This window comes from Clostridium formicaceticum, from assembly GCF_001854185.1.
In the GTDB taxonomy this organism is placed as follows: domain Bacteria; phylum Bacillota; class Clostridia; order Peptostreptococcales; family Natronincolaceae; genus Andreesenella; species Andreesenella formicacetica.
Genome location: NZ_CP017603.1, coordinates 1527335 through 1548465, shown reverse-complemented (window position 1 = coordinate 1548465; position 21131 = coordinate 1527335). Strand labels below are relative to the sequence as shown.

Sequence of the window (21131 nt, the reverse complement as noted above, 5' to 3'; positions counted from 1 at the left end):
TTTATTTGCCGATAGAATATATGATGGTACAAAGTTCGTTTTTGTTGTAAAATGTACTTATAGCTTTTACTGTGTTCTCATTGGAGGAAATTTTATGGATAAAATTAGTGCTGTTCATATTAATGAAATGTTAAGTAAAATAGAATCTCAAAATAAAAAAACTGACGTAAAAGCAAGCCAGTTCATCTCGAAATTTCAAGATATTCAATCGCAACATGTAAGAGAACATCTTGAGGGTCTCTATGAAAAAATTGTAAAACAGTCAGAGAAAATAGGAGAGAAGCTTCATCTAAGTGAAGTGGTTCGATACAAAAATTTGGTTAGAGAATTTTTAGATGTAGCCGTAAAAAATTCCCACAAATTTTCTAAGCAGAATTTTTTAGACCGTAGGGGTCGCCATAGGGTTTATTGTATTGTAAAAAAAGTAGATCGTGAACTAGAAGCCTTAACGAAGGAATTTTTAACCCAGGAAGTAGATCGCATTAATGTATTAAAAAGATTAGATGATATACGAGGAATGTTATTTGATACATTCATGTAAGAACCCACATTACTGTGGGTCCTTGTTGTTTTATAAATCATCTGTAGTAAACTGTTTAGAAATTTCATGTAAGTTTTTAAAAAAACAGCAGAGATCACTGATCTCTGCTGTTTTTTAAGAATTCATTAATAAATAAATTAATATCCCCATCCATAACCCCTTGAATATTCCCTACCTCCGCATTGGTACGATGGTCCTTTACTAAATTATAGGGGTTAAACACATAGGATCGAATTTGACTGCCCCATGCAATTTGACTATACTCTCCCTGCAAATCTTCGATTTTTTCTTTTTGCTCCAATTCCTTTAACTCCAATAGTTTTGCCTTCAGCATCTTCATGGCAGTCTCACGATTGCTATGCTGCGATCTTTCGTTTTGGCACTGTACAACCACACCAGTGGGTATGTGGGTAATACGAACAGCAGAATCAGTTTTATTCACATGCTGCCCACCAGCACCACTGGCCCTATAGGTATCTACTTTCAAATCTGTTGGTTTGATATCTATTTCCACTGTTTCATCAATCTCTGGCATAACATCCACAGAAGCAAAAGATGTATGGCGTTTTCCAGAGGAGTCAAAGGGAGAAATTCTTACTAAACGATGTACCCCCTTCTCTGCCTTTAAATAACCATAAGCATTTAATCCTTCTATCAAAAGCGTCACACTTTTGATACCAGCTTCAGGATCCTGTAATAAATCCAACATTTTTACCTTGTAATTTTTTTCCTCACACCATCGGGTATACATTCGCCATAACATCTTAGCCCAGTCCTGAGCATCCAGTCCTCCAGTTCCAGCATGTATCGATAAGATACAGTTATTCTTATCATACTCTCCCCTCAATAGGGTTTCTATTTTCATGGCGGCTATATCCTTCTCCAAAACCTCCAAACCGGCTATCAGTTCTTTTTCAAAGGAGCTGTCTCCTTCTTCTATAAAAATCACCATGGTCTCCAAATCCTCATAACGGGTGTTTAGATCCTCATAGGCTTCTATTTTTCCCTGTATATCTTTTGCCTTTTTGGATATTTCTTGAGCCTGTTGAGGATGATCCCAAAAACTGCCTTCCGTCATCTTGGTTTCATACTCCTCAAGTATTGTTTTTAATGTTTCTATGTCAAAGAGAAACCCTCATTTCCTCAATTTCTTCCTTGAGCTTTAAAAGCTGCTGTCTATAAATATCTAAATTAATCATCTATTCTTTCTTCCCTACCTTCCGCAGCACTTTTTATATTTTTTACCGCTACCGCAAGGGCATGCGTCATTTCGTCCAGCTTCTTCTTTTTTCTCTACTGGTTTTGCCTTAGCATCTTCTCCACCATGATTGGAGGCGGTTGGCTTCACCACTTGTCTTCGTTGAACTTTTACTTCCTTTTCAATATTAAACAGATATCTTACCGTATCCTCTTGAATTTTATTAATCATCTCTTGGAACATATCATAACCCTCAATTTGATAAGCCCTGACAGGATCTACCTGACCAATTGCCCTCAAACCAATTCCTTGACGCAATTGATCCATCGCATCAATATGATCCATCCACTTCGTATCAATCACCTGCAAAAGAACAACTCTTTCAATTTCTCGCATTCTCTCTTGGCCCAGCTCTTCTTCTTTTGTTTGGTAAAGTTCTTCACAAAGCGTCATGATTTTTTCCTTTAGTGTCTCAATGGTTAAATCCTCTACATTGTCAAAAGCAAGGGTTTCCTTAGGCAAAAAGATATTACTTAAATTTTCTTCCAAGCCTTTCAAATCCCATTCTTCAGGATATTGAGCATCAGCGGTATAAATAGCAATAGCATTATCTATGATATTAGCAAGCATGTTGAAAATATGTTCCCTCATATTTTCCTCCGCCAACACCTTTTTACGCTCCCCATAAATAACTTCTCTTTGCTTATTCATAACATCATCGTACTGTAATACATGCTTACGAATACCAAAGTTTCTTCCTTCTACTTTTTTCTGAGCATTTTCAATTGATCTAGAAAGAAGCTTATGTTCTATTGCTTCGTCCTCCTGCAGCCCCATTTTTTCTACAAAGCCCTGCATCTTATCACCACCGAAAAGACGCATTAAATCATCCTCTAGAGAAATATAGAATCGACTGGAACCTGGGTCTCCTTGACGGCCTGCACGGCCTCTTAACTGATTGTCTATTCTTCGTGATTCATGCCTTTCTGTACCAATAATATGCAGACCTCCTACAGCAATTACTTCCTTATGTTCCTGGTCTGTTTTTTCTTTATACTTTTTAGAAAGTTCTTCATAGGTTCTTCTAGCTTCAAGAATTTCTTCATTGTCTGTATCTGTAAAGCTCGTAGTCTCCGCTAATAAATCATCATTATAGCCCTTTTTCTTCATCTCTTGTTTTGCTAAAAACTCAGGATTTCCTCCTAACAGAATGTCGGTACCACGTCCCGCCATATTGGTGGCAATGGTAACAACGCCTTTACGACCTGCTTGAGCAACAATTTCTGCCTCTCTTTCATGATGTTTGGCATTTAATACTTCATGGGGAATACCCTTCCTCTTTAATAACTTTGATAATTCCTCTGATTTTTCAATAGAAATGGTGCCCACCAATACTGGTTGCCCCTTCTTATGTTTTTCTTCGATTTCTTTTGCAAGAGCTTGAAACTTGCCTATTTCTCTTTGATAAACGGCGTCAGGATGATCTTGTCGGAGGATCGGCTTATTGGTAGGAATTTCTATAACATCCATTTTATAAATAGACATAAATTCCTCTTCCTCTGTTTTTGCTGTTCCAGTCATTCCTGATAACTTATTATACATTCTAAAGTAATTTTGAAAGGTAATGGTGGCCAAGGTCTTGGATTCTCTTCGGATTTCAAGTCCTTCCTTAGCCTCTATCGCCTGGTGTAATCCATCACTGTAGCGTCTTCCAAACATCAAACGGCCTGTAAAATCATCTACAATAACAATTTCTCCATCCTTTACCACGTAATTTTTATCCCTCTTCATGAGGGTATGGGCCTTCAGGGCTTGATTAATATGATGAGATAATTCCATATTGGATAAATCCGATAGATTTTCAATGCCAAAGGATTTTTCAGCCTTTTCTACCCCCTCCTCTGTTAATGAAACAGAGTTTGCTTTTTCGTCTATGGTAAAGTCCACTTCCGCCTTTAGGGTTTTTATAAATTGATCTACAATAAAATACATTTTTGTAGACTTTTCTCCCTGCCCTGAGATAATCAGTGGTGTTCTAGCTTCATCAATTAAAATACTATCTACTTCGTCCACGATCGCATAGTTTAAATCCCTTTGGACGCGTTCTTCTTTATAAATCACCATATTGTCTCTTAAATAATCAAAACCAAACTCATTGTTGGTACCATAGGTAATATCACTATTGTAAGCAATTCTTCTCTCTGGCTGTGTCAATCCATGAAGAATCACTCCTACAGAAAGTCCTAAAAAGTGATAGACCTTTCCCATCCATTCACAGTCCCTCTTAGCTAAGTAATCATTTACGGTAACCACATGTACTCCCTTGCCGGCAAGGGCATTCAAGTAAACTGCTAGGGTTGCCATCAGGGTTTTACCTTCCCCAGTCTTCATCTCTGCGATACGACCTTGATGCAGTACAATACCTCCATATAACTGTACTTTATAATGCTTCATACCTAATACTCTGAAGGAGGCTTCTCTTACAGTGGCAAATGCCTCTGGAAGAAGATCATCTAAAGTTTCTCCCTTTTGTATACGTTCTTTAAACTCAAAAGTATTTTGTTTTAATGCATCATCACTTAACTTTGAATAAACCTCATCTAAAGCTTCTATTTTTTGAATAATTTTATCTAATTTTTTAAGTTCTCTTTCACTATAGGTGCCAAAAACCTTCTCAAATAACTGTTTCAAGTAATTCACCTCATTTATATATTTGCAAAATTAAGAGAGGCTTTTTCTTATTAGCCTCAACTTGATTATACCTGCCTATCTATCCTATTATTGTATCATTTATCTATTTTTAAAACAATAAAAAGAAGATTTCATTACAAAGACGGTTTGCTTTTATGATCGAAATGTAATACCCTAGAGGTTTTATGATACAAACTAGAAGACATCATATGCTGCACTAGGAAAAATATTCCTATTACAATGAGAAGATCTCCTATACTAAAAATCTGTTTCAAAGGATAAATAGAAGGCATAGAGAGACCTTTTCCCAGGTAGGTACTGTAAAGCTCCGCTTCCTCCATCGGTATATATTGAGGTAGTACTCCTAATTGAATAGAAGTTAGCATATTTTCAAATCCAAATTTTTCTAATGTTTCCATGTTGATAGGCATACTTCCTTTATTTAATAAAATCGCTAAAAAATTTGTTATGCTACCTATTGTGATAAGCCACATACACTTAAAATGCATATTGAAGAATAATGCTACAAACAACAGGATATAGGAGGCTAAATAAAGTATCATTCTATAATGTATAACAACGGGATGCCCTAGAGAAATCATCACAGAGATTGCCAGCCTTAAGGAAAAAGCCAGCAAAATAACCCACGAAAACCTTAAAGTAGTAATACCCAATCTTCTAAACTGACCTCCCCGAATTTTCCCTACAATTAATCCTAATACGATGGCCTCTAGCACCACACAAATCACAACCCTTCGAATTTTTAAAAACTTTCTTTATTTCATAACTTTTCTATAGAAAATACTTTTTTCCTGCTATTTTTTAGAAAGTTTATGAATATGCTTCTTTTGATTTAAATTTTCATACACAAAAGAGTAGATCTTTCGATCTACCCTTGTAAATTTTATTTATTTAAAATTTGTCCTAATCGAATTCAGGCTCTATCAATCCGTAGTTTCCGTCTTTTCTTTTATAAACAACATTTACTTCATCGGTATCAGCATTAGCGAATACGTAGAAATTATGCCCAATCAGCTCCATTTGTAGTACTGCCTCTTCAGATACCATTGGTTTTAACGCAAAACGCTTTGTTTTTACAATTTTTGCCTCAACATCCCTATCTTCCTCTTCGAATACTGGTATATTTTCGAATCGAATTGTTTCATAATTGCTCACACGATTCTTCTCCATCTTCGTTTTATGCTTTCTTAGCTGGCGAATTAATTTATCTACAACCTTGTCAATAGAAGTATACATATCATGAGTAACTTCCTCTGCCCTCAAAATAGAACCGTTGATAGGTATTGTTACTTCTATAATTTGTCTATTTTTCTCTACTGTCAAAGTAGCCTGTGCCTCAGCTCCTTCATTAAAATATTTGTCTAGCTTAGAGATTTTCGATTCAACTGTCCCTTTCAAAGCCTCGGTTACTTCTATGTTTTTTCCACTTATAATGACCTTCATATCTCCAGCTCCTTTCCCTTCTATTCTACATTAAGCTGATAAAAATCAACTTAAAATTATAAAACAAAGTTAATGATGTAGGTATCTATATACATACCCCCAGCAGAGCTTGTCAAACAAAGTTTTTTTATTTTTTATAAAATAATAAATAAATTGTCTTCGTTTAAAGTTATTATATGAATTTCTATTGGAAAATAGTCAGTGTTTTTTTATCCACAGAAGTATTCGTTTTTCTTTTACAAAATAATTGTTTATGTGGATATGTATAAATAGTTTTTGTGGATAATGTTAATAACATTGTTGATAACTTTATTTTCAAAGGAAACAGCATGTGTATATATATGTGCACAGTCAGGGACAACTGTAAATTCTGAATTTTCTATTACATATTTTATCCTTGTTATACAAATCTTCTAAATATTTTACTTTTTATCTTTTACATTATTTTCAATAAAATCTCTTTTATTCCACAAATTAAGCACTAAAAAAAGCCCCGACTTAATGTCAAAGCTTTTTCAATGGTAAATATGGTACAAGAGAAGCTGACCTGGTCTTTGCCCCCACACTCGCCTGCTGGAAGGTTCGCCCAGGGATTACCTTCACTACTACTCCTCTCGGTGAAATCACCGGCAGGTCTAACATCTAAGCCGCACCATGATCGTTAGTAAGTTTTTTACTATCTTACGTGGGTCCCTTTGCCTGCGACTGGCATGGACTTTCAACCACAGACCTTCCATTGTACAATACACATTCTATTTTATTATACACTATATCCCTACACTTCTCAAGACTTATCTGGATTTTTCTTTTACAATATGTGATCCCATCTGTGGATAGCATCACTAAAAAAGTTTTTTTCTCCTCCTAAGCCTTAGCATAGATGAGATTTTAAATTATTTTTTCTTATCTATGAAGAAAGAATGACTTTCCTTATAGGGTTGATTATATCCCGCTAAGGCTCTTTTACCTGTTTTGATGGATTTAATGTTTTGCTGAGATTTCGCAATATTGTTTTTTACCTTTTTTGTGTTTTCCTGATCTAGATCATGTACTTCTTCTATTACTTTAAAAATAACAGCTATTTTTTCCTTCAATTCTTTAAAGGTCTCAGAAACTTCCCCTTCATATTGCTGAAGGTTTTCTATTCCTAACTCTTCTTTGATGAGGCTGTACTTGTCCATAAATTCCTTATCCAACACATCTATTTTTTCCATGATCCCTTGCTTTTCTTGAACGAGATCTTCTAAGATTTTTATGTCCTCTTCCTCCAAGGCCTTGCTCTGCTGCTGTGTAATTTTTAGTAAATGATTTACTAAAAGCAGTTTTCCCTGGCTAATACGAAGAAGGTATGCCACCAGTTCTTCTCTTATCATCTAACCACCTATTTTCCTATTTTCGCTAACTTCATGGCTTCTTTCCAAGTATCTCTTAATTCTGTAATCATCCCATTGACTTCTTCTAATATCGCTGTATCTTTATGAATATTAGCCTCCACCAATCTTTCTATAATATAGGTATATAGGCTCCTTAGGTTTTTAGAAACTTCATACTGCATATCTAAGGTAATATTTAACTCTTGAATAATATCCTGTGTTCTTATTATAGCATCATTTGCCTTTTGAATATTTTTTTGTTCTATAAACATTTTGCCTTGATGGATAAACTTTAATGCACCATTGTATAATAATAATGTCAAATTTTCGGGTGAAGCCGTCATGATGTTGTTTTCTTTGTACTGATTATATGGATTTTGCATTGCCATTGCTTATCTTCCCCCTATTAGTATTGCTGACCCAACTGTGACATCAGCCACGCACTCTGCTGATTCATTTGTGATAAGGCTTTCTCCATGGCTGTGAATTGCTGCCAATAGCGATCTTCTCTTTTTGCTAAAAGCATCTCTTCCCTAGCGATTCTAGAATTAATATTACTAAGATCCTTATCCAGCACACTTTGTGATCCTGCTGTTACAAAATCAATTAGAATATTGGATCGAACATTTCTTAGTAGTGCAGCATCTTCACCTGGACCAGACTGCCTTATTACTTCCTTTATGCCATCGGTCATACCATCATAAATTCTTTGCACCAAGCCTGTATTTTTCATTTTTTCTTTGTCATTTGTTATACTTGCATCTGGAGTTTTAAATAGTAGATTAACTACCCCCTCCGGGTCATCATTGATAGCATTTCGCAGTTTTTGTTCATCAATCACTAGCTTGCCCCCATCTTGGTAAGCACCTGTTGTAATACCTAACTGTGTGATGTTGTTATAGCTACCAGTAACATTCTCTACTCTTTCATATAAATTACTTCGCATCGTCTGTAGTGTTCGGGTCAAGGTACTATCATTTCGGAGCAGTCCACTCTTTGCCTTCTCCTCCCAAAGTTCAATGTCTTTTTCTGACATAGCTTCTTTTTGTTCATCAGTAAGAGGTGCAAAGTCTCTATAATACTTTTCTCCCAATTGCCCATTAATCATGTCTATGATTTTATTATATTCATCGACAAAAGATTTTACTTTATCAAAGATACTGTCTGTATCTGCTTCTACACGGATGGTAATAGGCTCAGCATTCTCTGCCTGCTCTGCTTGAAGCTGTAGGTTAATACCGAAGATAGAGAAGTTATTGGTAGATTTTTTTACTTCTTGACCGTTAAAGAGGATTTTAGCATCCTCTCCTTTAATCTTTAGATTTCCTTCGCCATCAATCTGTTCCGCATCAAATGCTACTTCTGCAAAATTTAAATTATCTCCTGTAGTATCCTTTATTTTTATATACTGATTATCACCAGTTTCTTTCGTAGTAAGCATCAATCTACCTAAGCTTTTATCATAGGCAGCCCTCATGCCTAGACTAACGTCTTCTTTTCCTTCTTCTTTTGATGTAGCTGTATTTAAAAACTTTACAAAGTCATCCATTGTTTTGATATTTGTATCTGATCCAATTTCTACCTTTATGGATCGCCCCTCAGCTGCACCAGTACTCAGTATTAACTCCCTTTTATTAAAATTAAATTTTCCTTCCCCATCTACAAGCATTTTACCATCAAAATTCTCTTCTTTGAGGTTCTTACTAGTGGCACTAGCTACATCCGCCAGCTGCTTCACCTCTATTTTATGAGTTCCTGCCATCGCATTGGCATTAGCAGTAGCCTTCACAATACTTTCGTCATTAGAGGTAGCTTTTTTTACCCAATTAAAACTTTCAGCACTCCTGTTTAGCATCGTGCCTGTGTTAGAAACAGTAGTTAATCCAAAAGCTTTTCGTGAATCCAAAATAAAGTTTGCCATACTTCTATTGATATTGTTATAGGCTTCCTGTCGCCACTTTAAGCGCTGCTCCTGCTGAAAAAATCTGTCAATTCTTAATCTCTCTGCCTTCATTAGGCTTTGAACCATTTGTTCCGTATCCATGCCGGAGGCAATTCCCCCAATTCTCATGATCCCACTTCCTTCCTCATCCCTTCTTTTGGCTACCTTCTATACTTTTTTATCTACAATCAAACCTGCTACCTCCATCATATAAGCCACAAAGTCTAATATTTTTTCTGGAGGCACTTCCCTAATAACCTCGTCATTAGAAGAATTGATTACTTTCACCATCACTTGCTTTGTTGCCTCATGTATGGTGATTTCTAATCTTCTGTCAAAAGCTTCAAAGCTTTCATTAGCTTTCTTTACCGCCTTCACCAGTTGTTCCTCAGTATATCTGTCCTTTTCTTTTACATTTTCCTGATGTTTTATTTCAACACCGTTGTTTTTGATAGGTTGATAGCTTCCTTGCTCACCTACACTTTTTACGCCAGGATTTACTTGAATGTTCTGCATCCCTTCTAATCTCACCTAGGCTCCCTCCTGTTTTTAACATATTTCTCTATAACTTATTATCGGTTCGTTCACAGAGAAAGTTTAACTTTTTTTAGGCTTTTTCAAGTTTCTTGACATTTTCATAAATATTTTCTTTTTCTCTGGAAGCCACAAAATAATTTAGCAAATGAGCCATAATAATGATTCCAGGGATATTTATCATCAATCTTGTTAAAGCAAAATCTTTGCCTAGAGCAGATATTTCAAATAATAAGGTAGGAATTTTTGTGGTGGACCATGCTCCAATGAAAACCAAAATATTTTTAAAGCCAGCCCCTTTTTTTATCAGGATCAGTACAGCTGGAAAAGCTGCATAAAGCGGTCCTGCTGCTGCTGATCCCATTAAAAAAGCCAATGCAGTTCCCTTGATGCCAGAATCCTCCCCCATGTATTTAATCATCAGCTCCTTAGGTACCCATACGTCTAGTAATCCTAGCAAAAGAAATACTGGCGGTACAATCATCGCCATTTCTTTAAAGCTGAAGGTCGCTATGCCTATGGCCTTTACCCCAATACTTCTATGTGTAAGAGTAACCAGCGCCAATACACTAAACATCGCAAAGAAAAATCTATATCGCTTCAACATTTTTTTCATCCTATACCACCCTTCCCATGACATAAGCTACAAGAAAAGAAAAAATAAACGCTAAAACATTTCTCCACAGGGTTAATTTTTTTCCTAGATATTGCATCTCTATGGGGGCCGTTACTACCCCTACCATCATCAAGGAAGATACGAAGGCTGCCATTTGCATAAGCCCTGCACCATTTTCCAATAATAATGCAGCTGTGGGGAAGGCTACAAAGGGAGGCATTAGTGTAATCGCCCCCACCACAGAGGAAATTACCACGCCAAACCAGCCTGACTGACCCCCTAAGATCCTAGCAATCACTTCAGGGTTTAATATCGATAACAAAAGCCCTACAACAATAATAATACCTAAAAATTGTGGCAAAATATTTTCAAAGGCTTTCCAAGCCTTTTTTAGTGCCATTTTCGTTTTTTTTCGATCTTTCACATAGGATACACCTAAAAAACCAAAGGCAGTAGCATATAAGATTAGATTGGCCACTTTTATCACTCTCCTTACAAATATTATACCCCCTATGGGTAGGGGTGAGCAATAATAAATTTTTCTTCCCACTTGATTTAATGGGTGGTAAAATAATCTTAGCAGATGGAGGTGTAAAAATGAAGGGAAGTCACAAAGAAATGCACAAAGACTACTTTTTAATTAATGGGAAAATTGCTCCTGCTGAGGCATTTGATCCCCATGAAATCACAAAAACCACTTCAGTCTATGAAGTCATTCGTATCATTCACGGTATTCCCCTCTTTTTAGAGGAGCATTTAGAACGGTTGAATCAATCCTTCCATTTATTAGGCTTTGATTTTTCCATAGATAAGAAAAGTATAACACAGCAAATTCATCAATTAGTAGAAATCAACAAGTGTTATCACTACAATTTAAAACTTATTGTCAACAATCTCAAAGAAGCTTATCCAAATATATTTTTATTCTTTATTGAAAGTAATTATCCTAGCCATCAACAATACGAAAAAGGCATAGCAGCTATACTGTACCAAGGAGAAAGAGAAAATCCTAATGCCAAAGTTATTTTAAAGAGTTTTCGTCAACAGGTACAGGAGGCGCTGAAGGCAGCTGACGCCTATGAAGCTATTCTAGTAGATCAACATCAGCAGATCACAGAAGGCAGTCGCTCCAATATCTTTTTGGTCAAGGAAGATATTCTTTATACCGCTCCAGCGGCAAAGGTACTAAAGGGGGTTACAAGAAACCGCATTATTGATTTATGTAAAAGTTTGAAGTTCTCCGTAGTGGAGACCCCCATTTCTTTAACTTTTTTAAGGGAAGCTGACGGTTTATTTATGACTGGAACTTCTCCGAAGGTCTTGCCCATTACCTCTGTAGATGGTAAGCCTTATGATTCTATAAGGAATGCAACGATTTATAAAGTACAAAGGGCTTATGATGCTGCAATTGAGAATTACATCAATGGTAGAATTCATTCTCAGTCATAATCACAAGTCTACACTAAGAAACCTTTAGGATTAAATCCTAAAGGTTTCTTTATCCTTCTTATTATCCATGTACACTTTCCCCGAGGTATGCCTTTTTTACTTCTTCATTGGTTAACAATTCCTTGCCTGTACCTTCAAGGGTGATTGTTCCTGTCTCCATAACATAAGCTTGATGAGCGATTTTTAAGGATACGTTGGCATTTTGCTCTATCAGAAGAATTGTCACCCCTTGCTTATGAATTTCTTCAATAATATTGAAAATTTCCTTTACAATCAAGGGTGCTAATCCCAATGAAGGTTCATCCATCATCAAAAGCTTTGGTCTTGACATCAGGGCTCTTCCTACTGCCAGCATCTGCTGTTCACCACCAGACAGTGTTCCTGCCAGCTGCCATGTTCTTTCTTTTAATCGTGGGAATAGAGAATAGACCCACTCTATGTCTTCTTTAATATTCTTTTCATCATTTCTATAAAAAGCACCGATTTTTATATTTTCCAATACCGTCAAGTCTGGAAAAACTCTTCTACCCTCAGGTACAAGGGTGATCCCCTTTCTTACCATGTCTTTGGTTTGTATTTTAGATAAATCCTCCCCATGATAAGTAATCCTTCCTGACTCCGGCTTAATCAAACCTACAATAGAACGAAGGGTTGTACTTTTACCGGCACCATTGGCACCGATTAAGGCAACAATTTTTCCCTCTTGTACCTCTAAGTTAATCCCCTTTAGGGCTTGAATACCACCATAAGAAACCTTCAAATCTTCTATTTTAAGCATCTTCACTCACCCCCAGATAGGCTTGAATTACTCTCTCATTGTTTTGAATCTCATAGGGGCTGCCCTCTGCAATCGTAACACCATAATCTAAAACGTAAATTCTATTGGATATATCCATAACCACCTGCATATGATGTTCAATCAAGAAGATTGTTAGGTCAAACTCCTCTCGAATTTGTCTAATAAAATCTGTTAAATCATTGGTTTCCTTCGGATTCATACCTGCGGCAGGTTCATCCAACAGTAGCAGCTTAGGATCTGTAGCCAAAGCTCTAGCAATTTCCAATTTTCTTTGAACACCATAGGGCAAACTATTGGCCTTTTCGTATCTTAAATCTATTAGTCCTACCTTCTCCAACAGCATGTGGGATTTTTCTAAGATTTCTTTTTCTTCCTTCTTATATTTAGGCTCCCAAATTTTGCCTAAAAAGTCAGGGTACATCTTACCACCGATGGATTGAAATAAATTGGATTTTAAGTGTAGATGGTTAGCAATAAATACATTGTCCAATACACTCAGTTCCTTAAACAAACGAATATTTTGAAAGGTTCTAGCCATTCCCCTCTTTGTAATTTCATGGGGCTTCAATCCTGTAATTTCTCCATCACCAAAAATAATTTTACCCTCTGTCGGTTTGTAAACGCCTGTAATCATATTGAAGGCAGTTGTCTTTCCTGCCCCATTCGGTCCAATTAGTGCAATAATTTCTCCTTGATGAATCTGAAGGTTAAGCTCTTTTACAGCAGTTAATCCTCCAAATCGCATTGTGATATGATCTGTTTTTAACATTGTCATTATTGTCCTACCCCCTTCTTGCTAAAGGGCCTTCTTTGAAAGAAGTTAAAAAAATTATCCCAGCTAAATTCATTGGTACCCATTAAACCGTTTCTAAAGAAAATAACTACAATCATCAATAAGGCAGAAAAAACTACCATTCTAAGCCCAGCAATCCCTTCTAGTTTAACGAAACCAAGGTTGATGGATTCATCTAAAAATCTCAAATATTCTAATCCCGCGGTTACAATAAAAGCAGAAATCACTGTTCCCGTGATACTTCCCATACCACCTAAAACAATAATCAGCAATACATTGAAAGTTAAGACGAAGCGGAACATCATAGGGTTGATGGTGCCTAATAGGTTCCCTAATAATCCACCTCCAATTCCAGCAAAAAAAGCACCGATGACAAAAGACATCACCTTATGTTTAAACAAATTAATGCCCATGCTTTCAGCAGCAATTTCATCTTCTCGAATCGCCTTAAAAGCTTTTCCATAGCTGCTGTTAATTAACGAAACCATGACCATCACTGTGAAGAGCATTGTACCAAAGCTCCACCAAAGATTGGTTGTGTTCGGTATGGATTTCAATCCCAAAGAGCCATTGGTGATGGTTTGGGTATTGGTAAAAATGATACGAATAATCTCTGAAAAACCTAAGGTTGCAATCGCTAAGTAGTCTCCTTTTAACCTCAATGTAGGTGCACCAATCAAAAAGGCTACTAAGGCCGACAACATTCCTCCCAACAGCAAGGCTATGAAAAAAGGTAGCGTTATCTCTGCCAGTGGAGAAATAATAGGCTCTAGAAAAAAAGTCATTTCTTTACTTTCCGGTGTCATTGTCAACAAAGCTGTTGTATAAGCCCCCACCGCCATAAAACCAGCATGTCCTAAAGAAAACAAACCGGTGAAGCCATTGATTAAATTCATACTGAGGCCTAGCACCACATAAATTGCACATAGATTTAGAATTCTTACTTTATAGGAATCAAAGTTTTTACTGGCATACCCTAGAAATAGTACTAACAAAACGATAGATAAGATGGTTAAAATTACATTTCTCTTTTTCATAGTCTACACCTTCTCCGATATTTTTTCTCCCATGATGCCCGTTGGTTTAAATAGCAAGATAATAATCAATAGTACAAAGGCAAAAGCATCACGATAACCCGTCAAGTTTGGCAAAAATGCAATCAGCATAATTTCCCCTACACCAAGGATAAATCCTCCTATCACCGCTCCAGTAATGTTACCAATCCCTCCTACAACGGCAGCAACAAAACATTTTAATCCTGGCATTACCCCCATTGCTGGCTGAATCTGAGGGAATTTTGCTCCCCACATAATCCCTCCAATAGCCGCCAAAATAGAGCCGATACCAAAGGTAATAGTGATAATTCTGTTGACATCGATGCCCATCAACCTAGCGGTCTCATGATCCTTCGACACAGCCCGCATTGCCATGCCTGTTTTGGTTTTATGCACTAGAAATAATAAACTATATAGAAGAATAATGGTTACAACAGGGATAATTAGTGTTAACCTTTGAAAAGAAACTGTACCAATTTTCATTACATCTGTTAATAACTTTACATTCGGAAAAGCCTTTGGTCTACCACCAAAAATAACGATGGCAAGATTTTGAATGAAGAAGGAAGCACCAATAGCAGAAACCATAATAGTGATCCTCGGTGAATCCCTTAAAGGCTTATAGGCGGCTCTTTCCACCATCATCCCCAACGCTGCTGTCATAATAATTGCCACCAAAAAGGATAGATACCAGGGCATATTAAAGACACTAACGCCATAAAAAGCAAAATACAAGGACATCATAAAAATCTCACCATGGGCAAAGTTAATAAGTCGAAGAATACCATAAACCATAGTGTAACCAATAGCAATAAGTGCGTATAAACTCCCCAGTGATATCCCGTTGGTCAAGTACTGCATAAACTGATCAAAACTCATCTCAAACATTCTATGTCCACCACCTCATTAGAATTTATATACTAATTTTTCCATTTGGTATATCACATAACTACGCTTCCCTCCTACAGGAGGGAAGCGTAGTACTTAAAGTCATCTTTCTAATAAGGCTCTATCGTATCTAAGTATACAAATTCACCATTTTTTACAGTTTTGATAACAGCGCTCTTTACAGCATCACCATTTGCATCTAAGGTGATTACACCAGCAGCTCCTTCAAAACCTGTTGTTTTAGCAATCTCTTCTCTTATTTTCACTGGATCTGTTGTTCCAGCTCTTTCAATCGCATCAAGAATTAATATGTAAGCATCATAACCCAATGCTGTAACAGCAGCAGGTTCTTTACCATACTTGGTTCTATAAGCATCTAAGAAAACCTCTGATTCTTTTGTAATCGGCGTTTCAGATGTAAAGAAGGTTGAGAATACAGCACCTTCCACATGCTCTTGGCCGATGTCAATAAATTCTGGTGTTTCCCAGGTATCTCCACCAATAATCGGAATATCAATGCCTAATTGTCTTGCCTGCTGAATCACTAGCGCAGATTCAGTAAAGTTACCAGGAGCAAAAATTACCTCTGGATTTTTAGCAGCAATGTTTAATAATTGTGAAGAAAAATCTTGATCTCCAGTATTGTAATTAACCACTTCAACAATTGCCTGTTCATCTCCAGTTAACTCTACAAAGGAGTCTGTAAAGAACTTGGCCAAACCAACAGCATAGTCATTAGAAACCTCTTGCATAATCGCCGCCTTCTTAGCACCAAGATTGTTAAAGGCATAGTTGGCCATAACAGTTCCCTGGAATGGATCGATAAAACACACTCTGAAGTAGTAATCATTTCCTTGTGTAACCAAAGGATTTGTAGCAGATGCAGCAACCGCTGGTATTTCAGCATCTCTAACAATATCTCCAGCGGCTATAGAATAACCACTACCCCAGCTTCCTATAATCGCTGTAACCTTATCTCTTTCCACAAGTCTAGCTGCTGCACTGGCTGCTTCAACAACATCAGACTTATTATCGGCAATAACAAGCTCTACTTTTTTGCCTAATACCTCTGGATATAGCTCATTTGCTAATCTAACACCTTCTACTTCCAATGCACCACCGGCAGCATTCGCACCAGTGATTGGTTCAAAAATACCAATCTTAATAACGTCTTCTGAAGATTCCTCCCCTTCAGGCGCTGATGTATCTGCTGGTGCTTGGCTGCTACAGCCTGTTAAGCCTAATGATACCACCAACAACATAACTAATAAAATTGAAAGCCACTTTTTCACGTAAATTCCCCCTTTTGATTCTTCTTTTTTTATATGCATCCTTCAGAAATCACCGAAGAATCCATTTTATACATATGCTTCTAATAACTAGAAATATGTATATAATTGGAGAACAACTGTCCATATTCATCCAATAATTTCATTATAATACAAAATTTTAGAATTTACAAAAGTTTTTTAAACAATGGTTTTTACGTAAAAAAACCATGAAGATTTTTTGCATCTTCATGGTTTTTCGTATGAATTAATTTGTACCTGTATATTACTTATATCCGCTTGTTGGCGTTAAACACTAATCTTAGTACTTAAATACTGCTCCTGTACTGGCAGAGGTAACTAACTTGCTATAGCGATATAGATAAGTTCCCTCTTCTGCCTTTGAAGGTGGTTGCTTCCAATCCTTTTGACGGTTTTGTATTTCTTCGTCACTTAAATCTACCTTCAATATCCTGTTGGGAATATCAATTTCAATCATATCTCCTTCTTGAATAATCCCTATCGGTCCCCCCTCTGATGCCTCTGGAGAAACATGTCCTATACAGGGTCCTCTCGTACCCCCAGAAAAACGTCCATCAGTAATTAAGGCAACAGATTTTTCTAAGCCCATACCTACGATAGCAGCAGTAGGACTTAGCATTTCCCTCATACCAGGGCCACCTTTAGGGCCTTCGTAACGGATGACTACCACATCGCCTGATTTGATCTTCTTACTGATAATGGCATCATAAGCCTCTTCTTCTGATTCAAATACCCTTGCTGGTCCTTTGTGCACCATCATTTCAGGCTCTACTGCCGATTGTTTGATAACAGCTCCATCTGGTGCAAGGTTACCTCTAAGAATGGCAATACCACCTTCTTTGTTATAAGGATTGTCCATATCACGAATAACATCATTATCCCAAACCGATGCCTTTGCCACACTTTCCCCTAATGTTTTGCCAGTAACAGTAATTTCATCGGGATAGACCATACCTGCTTTAATTAATTGATTGATAACAGCAGAGATCCCTCCCGCCCTGTGAAGATCTGTTATACTATAGGTGCCAGCAGGACTTAACTTCGTGATATTGGCAACTTTTCTACTGATTTCGTCAAACACCTCAAGACTTAAAGGTACCTTTGCTTCATTGGCAATCGCCATAAGATGCAGCACTGTATTGGAGGAACCACCTATAGCCATATCTACAGTAACAGCATTTCTAAAGGCCCCTAGGGTTAAAATATCTCTAGGTCGAATATTTTCCTTTACCAACTCCATAATTTGAAGTCCCGCTCTTCTTGCCAATTGCTTTCTTTGTCCATAGGGTGCTGGTATCGTTCCATTTCCTGGAAGACCTATTCCTAGAGCCTCTGCAAGGCAATTCATGGTGTTGGCAGTAAACATCCCAGCACAGCTGCCACAAGTTGGACAGGATTCCATTTCAATTTCCTCTAATTGTTGTGCATCAATATTTCCTTCCGCATAAGAACCTACTGCTTCGAAAGCACCTCTAATTAAGTCCACTGTCTTTCCCTTATGGCTTCCTGTCAGCATAGGGCCACCACTAATATAGATAGCAGGTATATTCATTCTGGCAGCTGCCATCATCATCCCCGGCACGATTTTATCACAGTTTCCTATTAGAACTAGACCATCAAATTTATAACCTACTGTCATGGCTTCAATAGAATCAGCAATCAACTCTCTAGTAGACAATGGATACTTCATGCCACTATGATTCATGGCAATACCATCACATATACCAATCACAGGAAATTCCATAGGGGTTCCACCCCCGGCACTTACCCCTAGCTTCACCGCCTGTGCTATCTCATCTAAATGAAAGTGTCCTGGAATTACTTCATTATGGGCATTAACAACCCCAATAATTGGTTTTTTTAAATCCTCTGGCAAATAGCCCATAGCGTAAAATAAAGAACGATGGGGTGCTCGATCTGGACCTTGATAAGTATTGTTAATTTTCATCATTGATTCAACTCCCTGTTGCTTTTTTTTATACTTTATCAAAAAAAAAGATTCAAAACTATTCATTATTTGAAGAAATAGTTAGAATCTTTTGTCATGGCTATTTTTATTATTTTGTTATTTTTGATTATTTTGTCATAAGTTGTCGTCTATAGTTGGTAGGGGTCATGCCTTCATAGCGTTGAAAAACAATACTAAAGTAGCTTAAATCCTCATATCCCACGCGATAAGAAATTTCATTCAAAGTCAAATTAGGATTTTTCATAAGCTCCTTGGCTTTATGAAGTCGCACTTGATTTAAATAGTTGGAAAAATTGATACCAGTTTTTTGTTTGAAAAACTTAGAAAAATACGTACTGCTTAAACCCGCATAATTTGCCACATCCTGCAGTTGCACCTTTTCATGATAATGTGCTTGAATATATTCCTTCGCCTTTACAATCACTTCATCTTCATAATCTTCATCATCTTCCTCTTGTCGCATTATAGCAGGCTTTGCTTCCTGTTTTTCCGTTAAAGTCAAGAGCCTTTTTAATAATTGTTTTAAGTCTTCTGGAGAAATAGGCTTCAACAAGTAGTCCATAGCCCCTAACCGCAAAGCTTCCTGAGCATATTCAAATTTATCATAGGCAGAAAGAAAAACAATTTTTACGTAAGGCAGTTTTTCTACGATCTTTCTAGCCGCCTCCAATCCGTTGCCCTCTGGCATTTTAATATCCATCAAAACAGCGAAAGGCTTTATTTTAGGAGCCATATCAATGGCTTCTTTTCCAGTGGAAGCCTCAAACACCTCAATCTTCATTGCTTCCTCTGCAATGATAAATTTAATATACTCTTTAATCATTTTTTCATCATCTACAACAAATAACTTCATTACCCAAGCTCCTTTTTGTAATTGGTTATTGGTAGTTTTATAAATACCTTGGTACCTTCTCCCCAATGACTTTGTATATCAAATTGAAAGTCTTCTCCATAATAGTAGGAAAATCTCTCCTTTAAATTATTTAATCCAATGCCAGTTCCTTCTTTTTCATCACTTTTTTTCTCAAATAACTTTTCCATGACTTCTTTTTTTATACCACAACCGTCATCCATCACCTGTAAATATAGATAATTGTTTTTTCTTCTTCCCTCAAGGGTAATAGTAACTTCCCTTCCTAAAGCCTCTACACCATGGGCAATCGTGTTTTCTACTAAAATTTGCAGTGTCATAAAGGGAATCTCTATGTCCAAAACAGCCTCTTCCATGTCTATCTTTGTCTGAATAAGGTGTTGAAAACGCTTTTTTTGTATAAATAAATAATCTTGAATATAGTCTAGCTCCTCTTTTACCTTCACCAATTCCTCTGATTTCTTTAGCGTAGTTCTTAGTAGGTTGGAAAGAGCAAAAGTGGTTTCTGCTGCCTCCTTGGCCCCCTGCATATAGGCTAATTCTCCTATGACACTTAAGGTGTTGAAGAGAAAATGAGGACTTAACTGAGCCTGTAAGACCCCCATTTTCACCTCTTGCAGCGTTTTTTCCAGCTCTATTTTCTTTTTCTGCTCCTCTAATACTTGAATCGTTTTCTTATGCAATTCCTTCTGGGCTAAATGACTGATACCAGATTCCACAATAAAATGACTCATGGTCATAAGGGATTCAATAATAGCATGCAACCTTCCCTTCGTCATTCTCCGTAGGTTAAGGTAGGCGGTCATCAATTCCTCATTTCCCTTAACTTCTTTTTCTAAGACCTTGATGGTTTCTTTAGAAGGTTCGTTTAAAAATACCGGCCCACAACTAATACTGCCTATATAAGTGTCTCCCATAAATATAGGGGTATGAACTGTCACAAGATCCAGGCAGCAGTTTGCCACCTTCGTCTCATTTGCCACCTCTATGGTCTTTTTATTCTTCAAATGACAGTTTGTGTCGTAGCTGCAGTGCAGTTTGCAAAAAGCTGAAAGATTGCTGGGCTCTGTAATAATTTCTCCTTTTTCATCTTTAATGACAATCGCCATTTGGGAAGCCTCTGAAAACTTATCTTGAATTTTTTGCAGCATGGTTACATCAATAATATTTTTTAAATTATCCATGGCAAAACGTTTTGTAAATTCCACTGGCGGTAATATTTCTCTATAATCTAGACTCGTAGCATTATACACGATAATCATTTCTAGGGCTTCATCCGTCAGGTTTTTCACTTCATGTTCCGCATAAGGAGGCATATGATAGATTCTTCCGTAGGATAAAGGATATTCTTCTCCGTCAATCCAATGCACACCTTTACCAGACAAAGTATATAGTATTTGTTCATCCCCTGTATGAAGATGTTTTTTTTGCTCTGTATTGGGTAAAAAAGTAATGTGCCCCACCATCAACTTCCCTTTGTCCACTTCTTCCGGTTCATGAAGCCACTTCACCGTTCCCCATTCAAAGTACTGTTTTAAAGGCCTTATTACATTTTTATTGTTATATTTTTCTTTCTTCATTTTCTTCCCTCAATGTTTTGTTCTTTATTATATCATGCTTGTTTTTATTATACCATTT

General features: G+C 36.9%; 20 protein-coding genes. 2 read left to right on the top strand and 18 right to left on the bottom strand.

Going from position 1 to position 21131, the window contains the following annotated elements:
• Nucleotides 1–94: 94 nt before the first annotated feature.
• Nucleotides 95–541, top strand: coding sequence for a YaaR family protein (locus BJL90_RS07220; protein ID WP_070965924.1), 447 nt, complete (start codon nt 95–97; stop codon nt 539–541).
• Nucleotides 542–635: 94 nt separating this feature from the next.
• Here BJL90_RS07220 and prfB read toward each other — a convergent pair.
• The 10 genes from prfB to BJL90_RS07170 form a co-directional block, all read right to left on the bottom strand.
• A protein-coding gene (gene prfB, locus BJL90_RS07215; RefSeq protein ID WP_156778727.1) for a peptide chain release factor 2 occupies nt 636–1740 on the bottom strand; the annotation gives its coding sequence in 2 pieces (ribosomal slippage) (nt 636–1676 and nt 1678–1740; 1104 coding nt in all).
• Between the two features lie 14 nt (nt 1741–1754).
• Nucleotides 1755–4430 (bottom strand): preprotein translocase subunit SecA, encoded by a 2676-nt coding sequence (gene secA / locus BJL90_RS07210; RefSeq protein WP_070965918.1) that lies wholly within the window; start codon nt 4428–4430, stop codon nt 1755–1757.
• 134 nt (nt 4431–4564) lie between these two features.
• Nucleotides 4565–5170: a DUF5317 domain-containing protein gene (locus BJL90_RS07205; RefSeq protein WP_070965915.1), complete on the bottom strand. Its 606-nt coding sequence runs from the start codon at nt 5168–5170 to the stop codon at nt 4565–4567.
• A gap of 184 nt (nt 5171–5354) precedes the next feature.
• The gene (gene hpf / locus BJL90_RS07200; protein WP_070965912.1) at nt 5355–5894 is read right to left on the bottom strand and encodes a ribosome hibernation-promoting factor, HPF/YfiA family; all 540 of its coding nucleotides are present in this window, start codon (nt 5892–5894) and stop codon (nt 5355–5357) included.
• Between the two features lie 893 nt (nt 5895–6787).
• Complete coding sequence (flgN, locus tag BJL90_RS07195; RefSeq protein ID WP_070965909.1) at nt 6788–7267, bottom strand: flagellar export chaperone FlgN; 480 nt, start codon at nt 7265–7267, stop codon at nt 6788–6790.
• A gap of 8 nt (nt 7268–7275) precedes the next feature.
• Entirely contained in the window at nt 7276–7656 is a 381-nt protein-coding gene (gene fliS, locus BJL90_RS07190) for a flagellar export chaperone FliS (protein WP_070965906.1), read from the bottom strand.
• Nucleotides 7657–7673: 17 nt separating this feature from the next.
• Complete coding sequence (gene fliD / locus BJL90_RS07185; RefSeq protein ID WP_070965903.1) at nt 7674–9338, bottom strand: flagellar filament capping protein FliD; 1665 nt, start codon at nt 9336–9338, stop codon at nt 7674–7676.
• Between the two features lie 39 nt (nt 9339–9377).
• Entirely contained in the window at nt 9378–9740 is a 363-nt protein-coding gene (locus tag BJL90_RS07180; RefSeq protein ID WP_236905042.1) for a flagellar protein FlaG, read from the bottom strand.
• 76 nt (nt 9741–9816) lie between these two features.
• Nucleotides 9817–10359, bottom strand: coding sequence for a permease (locus BJL90_RS07175; protein ID WP_070965900.1), 543 nt, complete (start codon nt 10357–10359; stop codon nt 9817–9819).
• Nucleotide 10360: 1 nt separating this feature from the next.
• Nucleotides 10361–10837 (bottom strand): permease, encoded by a 477-nt coding sequence (locus tag BJL90_RS07170; protein ID WP_070965897.1) that lies wholly within the window; start codon nt 10835–10837, stop codon nt 10361–10363.
• A gap of 80 nt (nt 10838–10917) precedes the next feature.
• On the opposite strand from BJL90_RS07170, the gene BJL90_RS07165 reads away from it, so the two are divergent.
• Nucleotides 10918–11808: an aminotransferase class IV gene (locus tag BJL90_RS07165; protein ID WP_236905041.1), complete on the top strand. Its 891-nt coding sequence runs from the start codon at nt 10918–10920 to the stop codon at nt 11806–11808.
• 61 nt (nt 11809–11869) lie between these two features.
• Here BJL90_RS07165 and BJL90_RS07160 read toward each other — a convergent pair whose 3' ends face one another.
• From BJL90_RS07160 to BJL90_RS07125, 8 genes are all read right to left on the bottom strand, one after another.
• On the bottom strand, nt 11870–12586 hold the full coding sequence (locus tag BJL90_RS07160) for an ABC transporter ATP-binding protein (protein WP_070965894.1): 717 nt from the start codon (nt 12584–12586) through the stop codon (nt 11870–11872).
• Nucleotides 12579–13382 (bottom strand): ABC transporter ATP-binding protein, encoded by an 804-nt coding sequence (locus BJL90_RS07155; RefSeq protein WP_070965891.1) that lies wholly within the window; start codon nt 13380–13382, stop codon nt 12579–12581. The genes BJL90_RS07160 and BJL90_RS07155 overlap by 8 nt, the downstream gene beginning before the upstream one ends.
• The gene (locus BJL90_RS07150) at nt 13382–14437 is read right to left on the bottom strand and encodes a branched-chain amino acid ABC transporter permease (protein ID WP_070965888.1); all 1056 of its coding nucleotides are present in this window, start codon (nt 14435–14437) and stop codon (nt 13382–13384) included. Before BJL90_RS07150 ends, BJL90_RS07155 begins: the two co-directional genes overlap by 1 nt.
• Nucleotides 14438–14440: 3 nt before the next feature.
• Nucleotides 14441–15343 carry a branched-chain amino acid ABC transporter permease gene (locus BJL90_RS07145; protein WP_472235307.1) on the bottom strand — a complete coding sequence of 301 codons (903 nt, stop codon included), beginning with the start codon at nt 15341–15343 and terminating at the stop codon, nt 14441–14443.
• A 110-nt stretch (nt 15344–15453) separates the two neighbouring features.
• Entirely contained in the window at nt 15454–16635 is a 1182-nt protein-coding gene (locus BJL90_RS07140) for an ABC transporter substrate-binding protein (RefSeq protein ID WP_070965885.1), read from the bottom strand.
• 298 nt (nt 16636–16933) lie between these two features.
• Nucleotides 16934–18601: a dihydroxy-acid dehydratase gene (gene ilvD / locus BJL90_RS07135; RefSeq protein WP_156778887.1), complete on the bottom strand. Its 1668-nt coding sequence runs from the start codon at nt 18599–18601 to the stop codon at nt 16934–16936.
• Nucleotides 18602–18728: 127 nt separating this feature from the next.
• Entirely contained in the window at nt 18729–19475 is a 747-nt protein-coding gene (locus BJL90_RS07130; protein ID WP_070965879.1) for a response regulator transcription factor, read from the bottom strand.
• Nucleotides 19475–21073, bottom strand: a complete 1599-nt coding sequence (locus BJL90_RS07125; RefSeq protein ID WP_070965875.1) for a PocR ligand-binding domain-containing protein — start codon at nt 21071–21073, stop codon at nt 19475–19477. The genes BJL90_RS07130 and BJL90_RS07125 overlap by 1 nt, the downstream gene beginning before the upstream one ends.
• Nucleotides 21074–21131 lie beyond the last annotated feature (58 nt).

Excerpts from the sequence above, each read along its gene's own strand:
- BJL90_RS07130 (WP_070965879.1), bottom strand. The coding sequence starts at position 19,475 with ATGAAGTTATTTGTTGTAGATGATGAAAAAATGATTAAAGAGTATATT.
- ilvD (WP_156778887.1), bottom strand. The coding sequence starts at position 18,601 with ATGAAAATTAACAATACTTATCAAGGTCCAGATCGAGCACCCCATCGT.
- fliD (WP_070965903.1), bottom strand. The coding sequence starts at position 9,338 with ATGAGAATTGGGGGAATTGCCTCCGGCATGGATACGGAACAAATGGTT.
- BJL90_RS07125 (WP_070965875.1), bottom strand. The coding sequence starts at position 21,073 with ATGAAGAAAGAAAAATATAACAATAAAAATGTAATAAGGCCTTTAAAA.
- BJL90_RS07155 (WP_070965891.1), bottom strand. The coding sequence starts at position 13,382 with ATGACAATGTTAAAAACAGATCATATCACAATGCGATTTGGAGGATTA.
- BJL90_RS07160 (WP_070965894.1), bottom strand. The coding sequence starts at position 12,586 with ATGCTTAAAATAGAAGATTTGAAGGTTTCTTATGGTGGTATTCAAGCC.
- flgN (WP_070965909.1), bottom strand. The coding sequence starts at position 7,267 with ATGATAAGAGAAGAACTGGTGGCATACCTTCTTCGTATTAGCCAGGGA.
- fliS (WP_070965906.1), bottom strand. The coding sequence starts at position 7,656 with ATGGCAATGCAAAATCCATATAATCAGTACAAAGAAAACAACATCATG.
- BJL90_RS07145 (WP_472235307.1), bottom strand. The coding sequence starts at position 15,343 with ATGTTTGAGATGAGTTTTGATCAGTTTATGCAGTACTTGACCAACGGG.
- BJL90_RS07150 (WP_070965888.1), bottom strand. The coding sequence starts at position 14,437 with ATGAAAAAGAGAAATGTAATTTTAACCATCTTATCTATCGTTTTGTTA.
- hpf (WP_070965912.1), bottom strand. The coding sequence starts at position 5,894 with ATGAAGGTCATTATAAGTGGAAAAAACATAGAAGTAACCGAGGCTTTG.
- BJL90_RS07165 (WP_236905041.1), top strand. The coding sequence starts at position 10,918 with ATGGGTGGTAAAATAATCTTAGCAGATGGAGGTGTAAAAATGAAGGGA.
- BJL90_RS07175 (WP_070965900.1), bottom strand. The coding sequence starts at position 10,359 with ATGAAAAAAATGTTGAAGCGATATAGATTTTTCTTTGCGATGTTTAGT.
- BJL90_RS07220 (WP_070965924.1), top strand. The coding sequence starts at position 95 with ATGGATAAAATTAGTGCTGTTCATATTAATGAAATGTTAAGTAAAATA.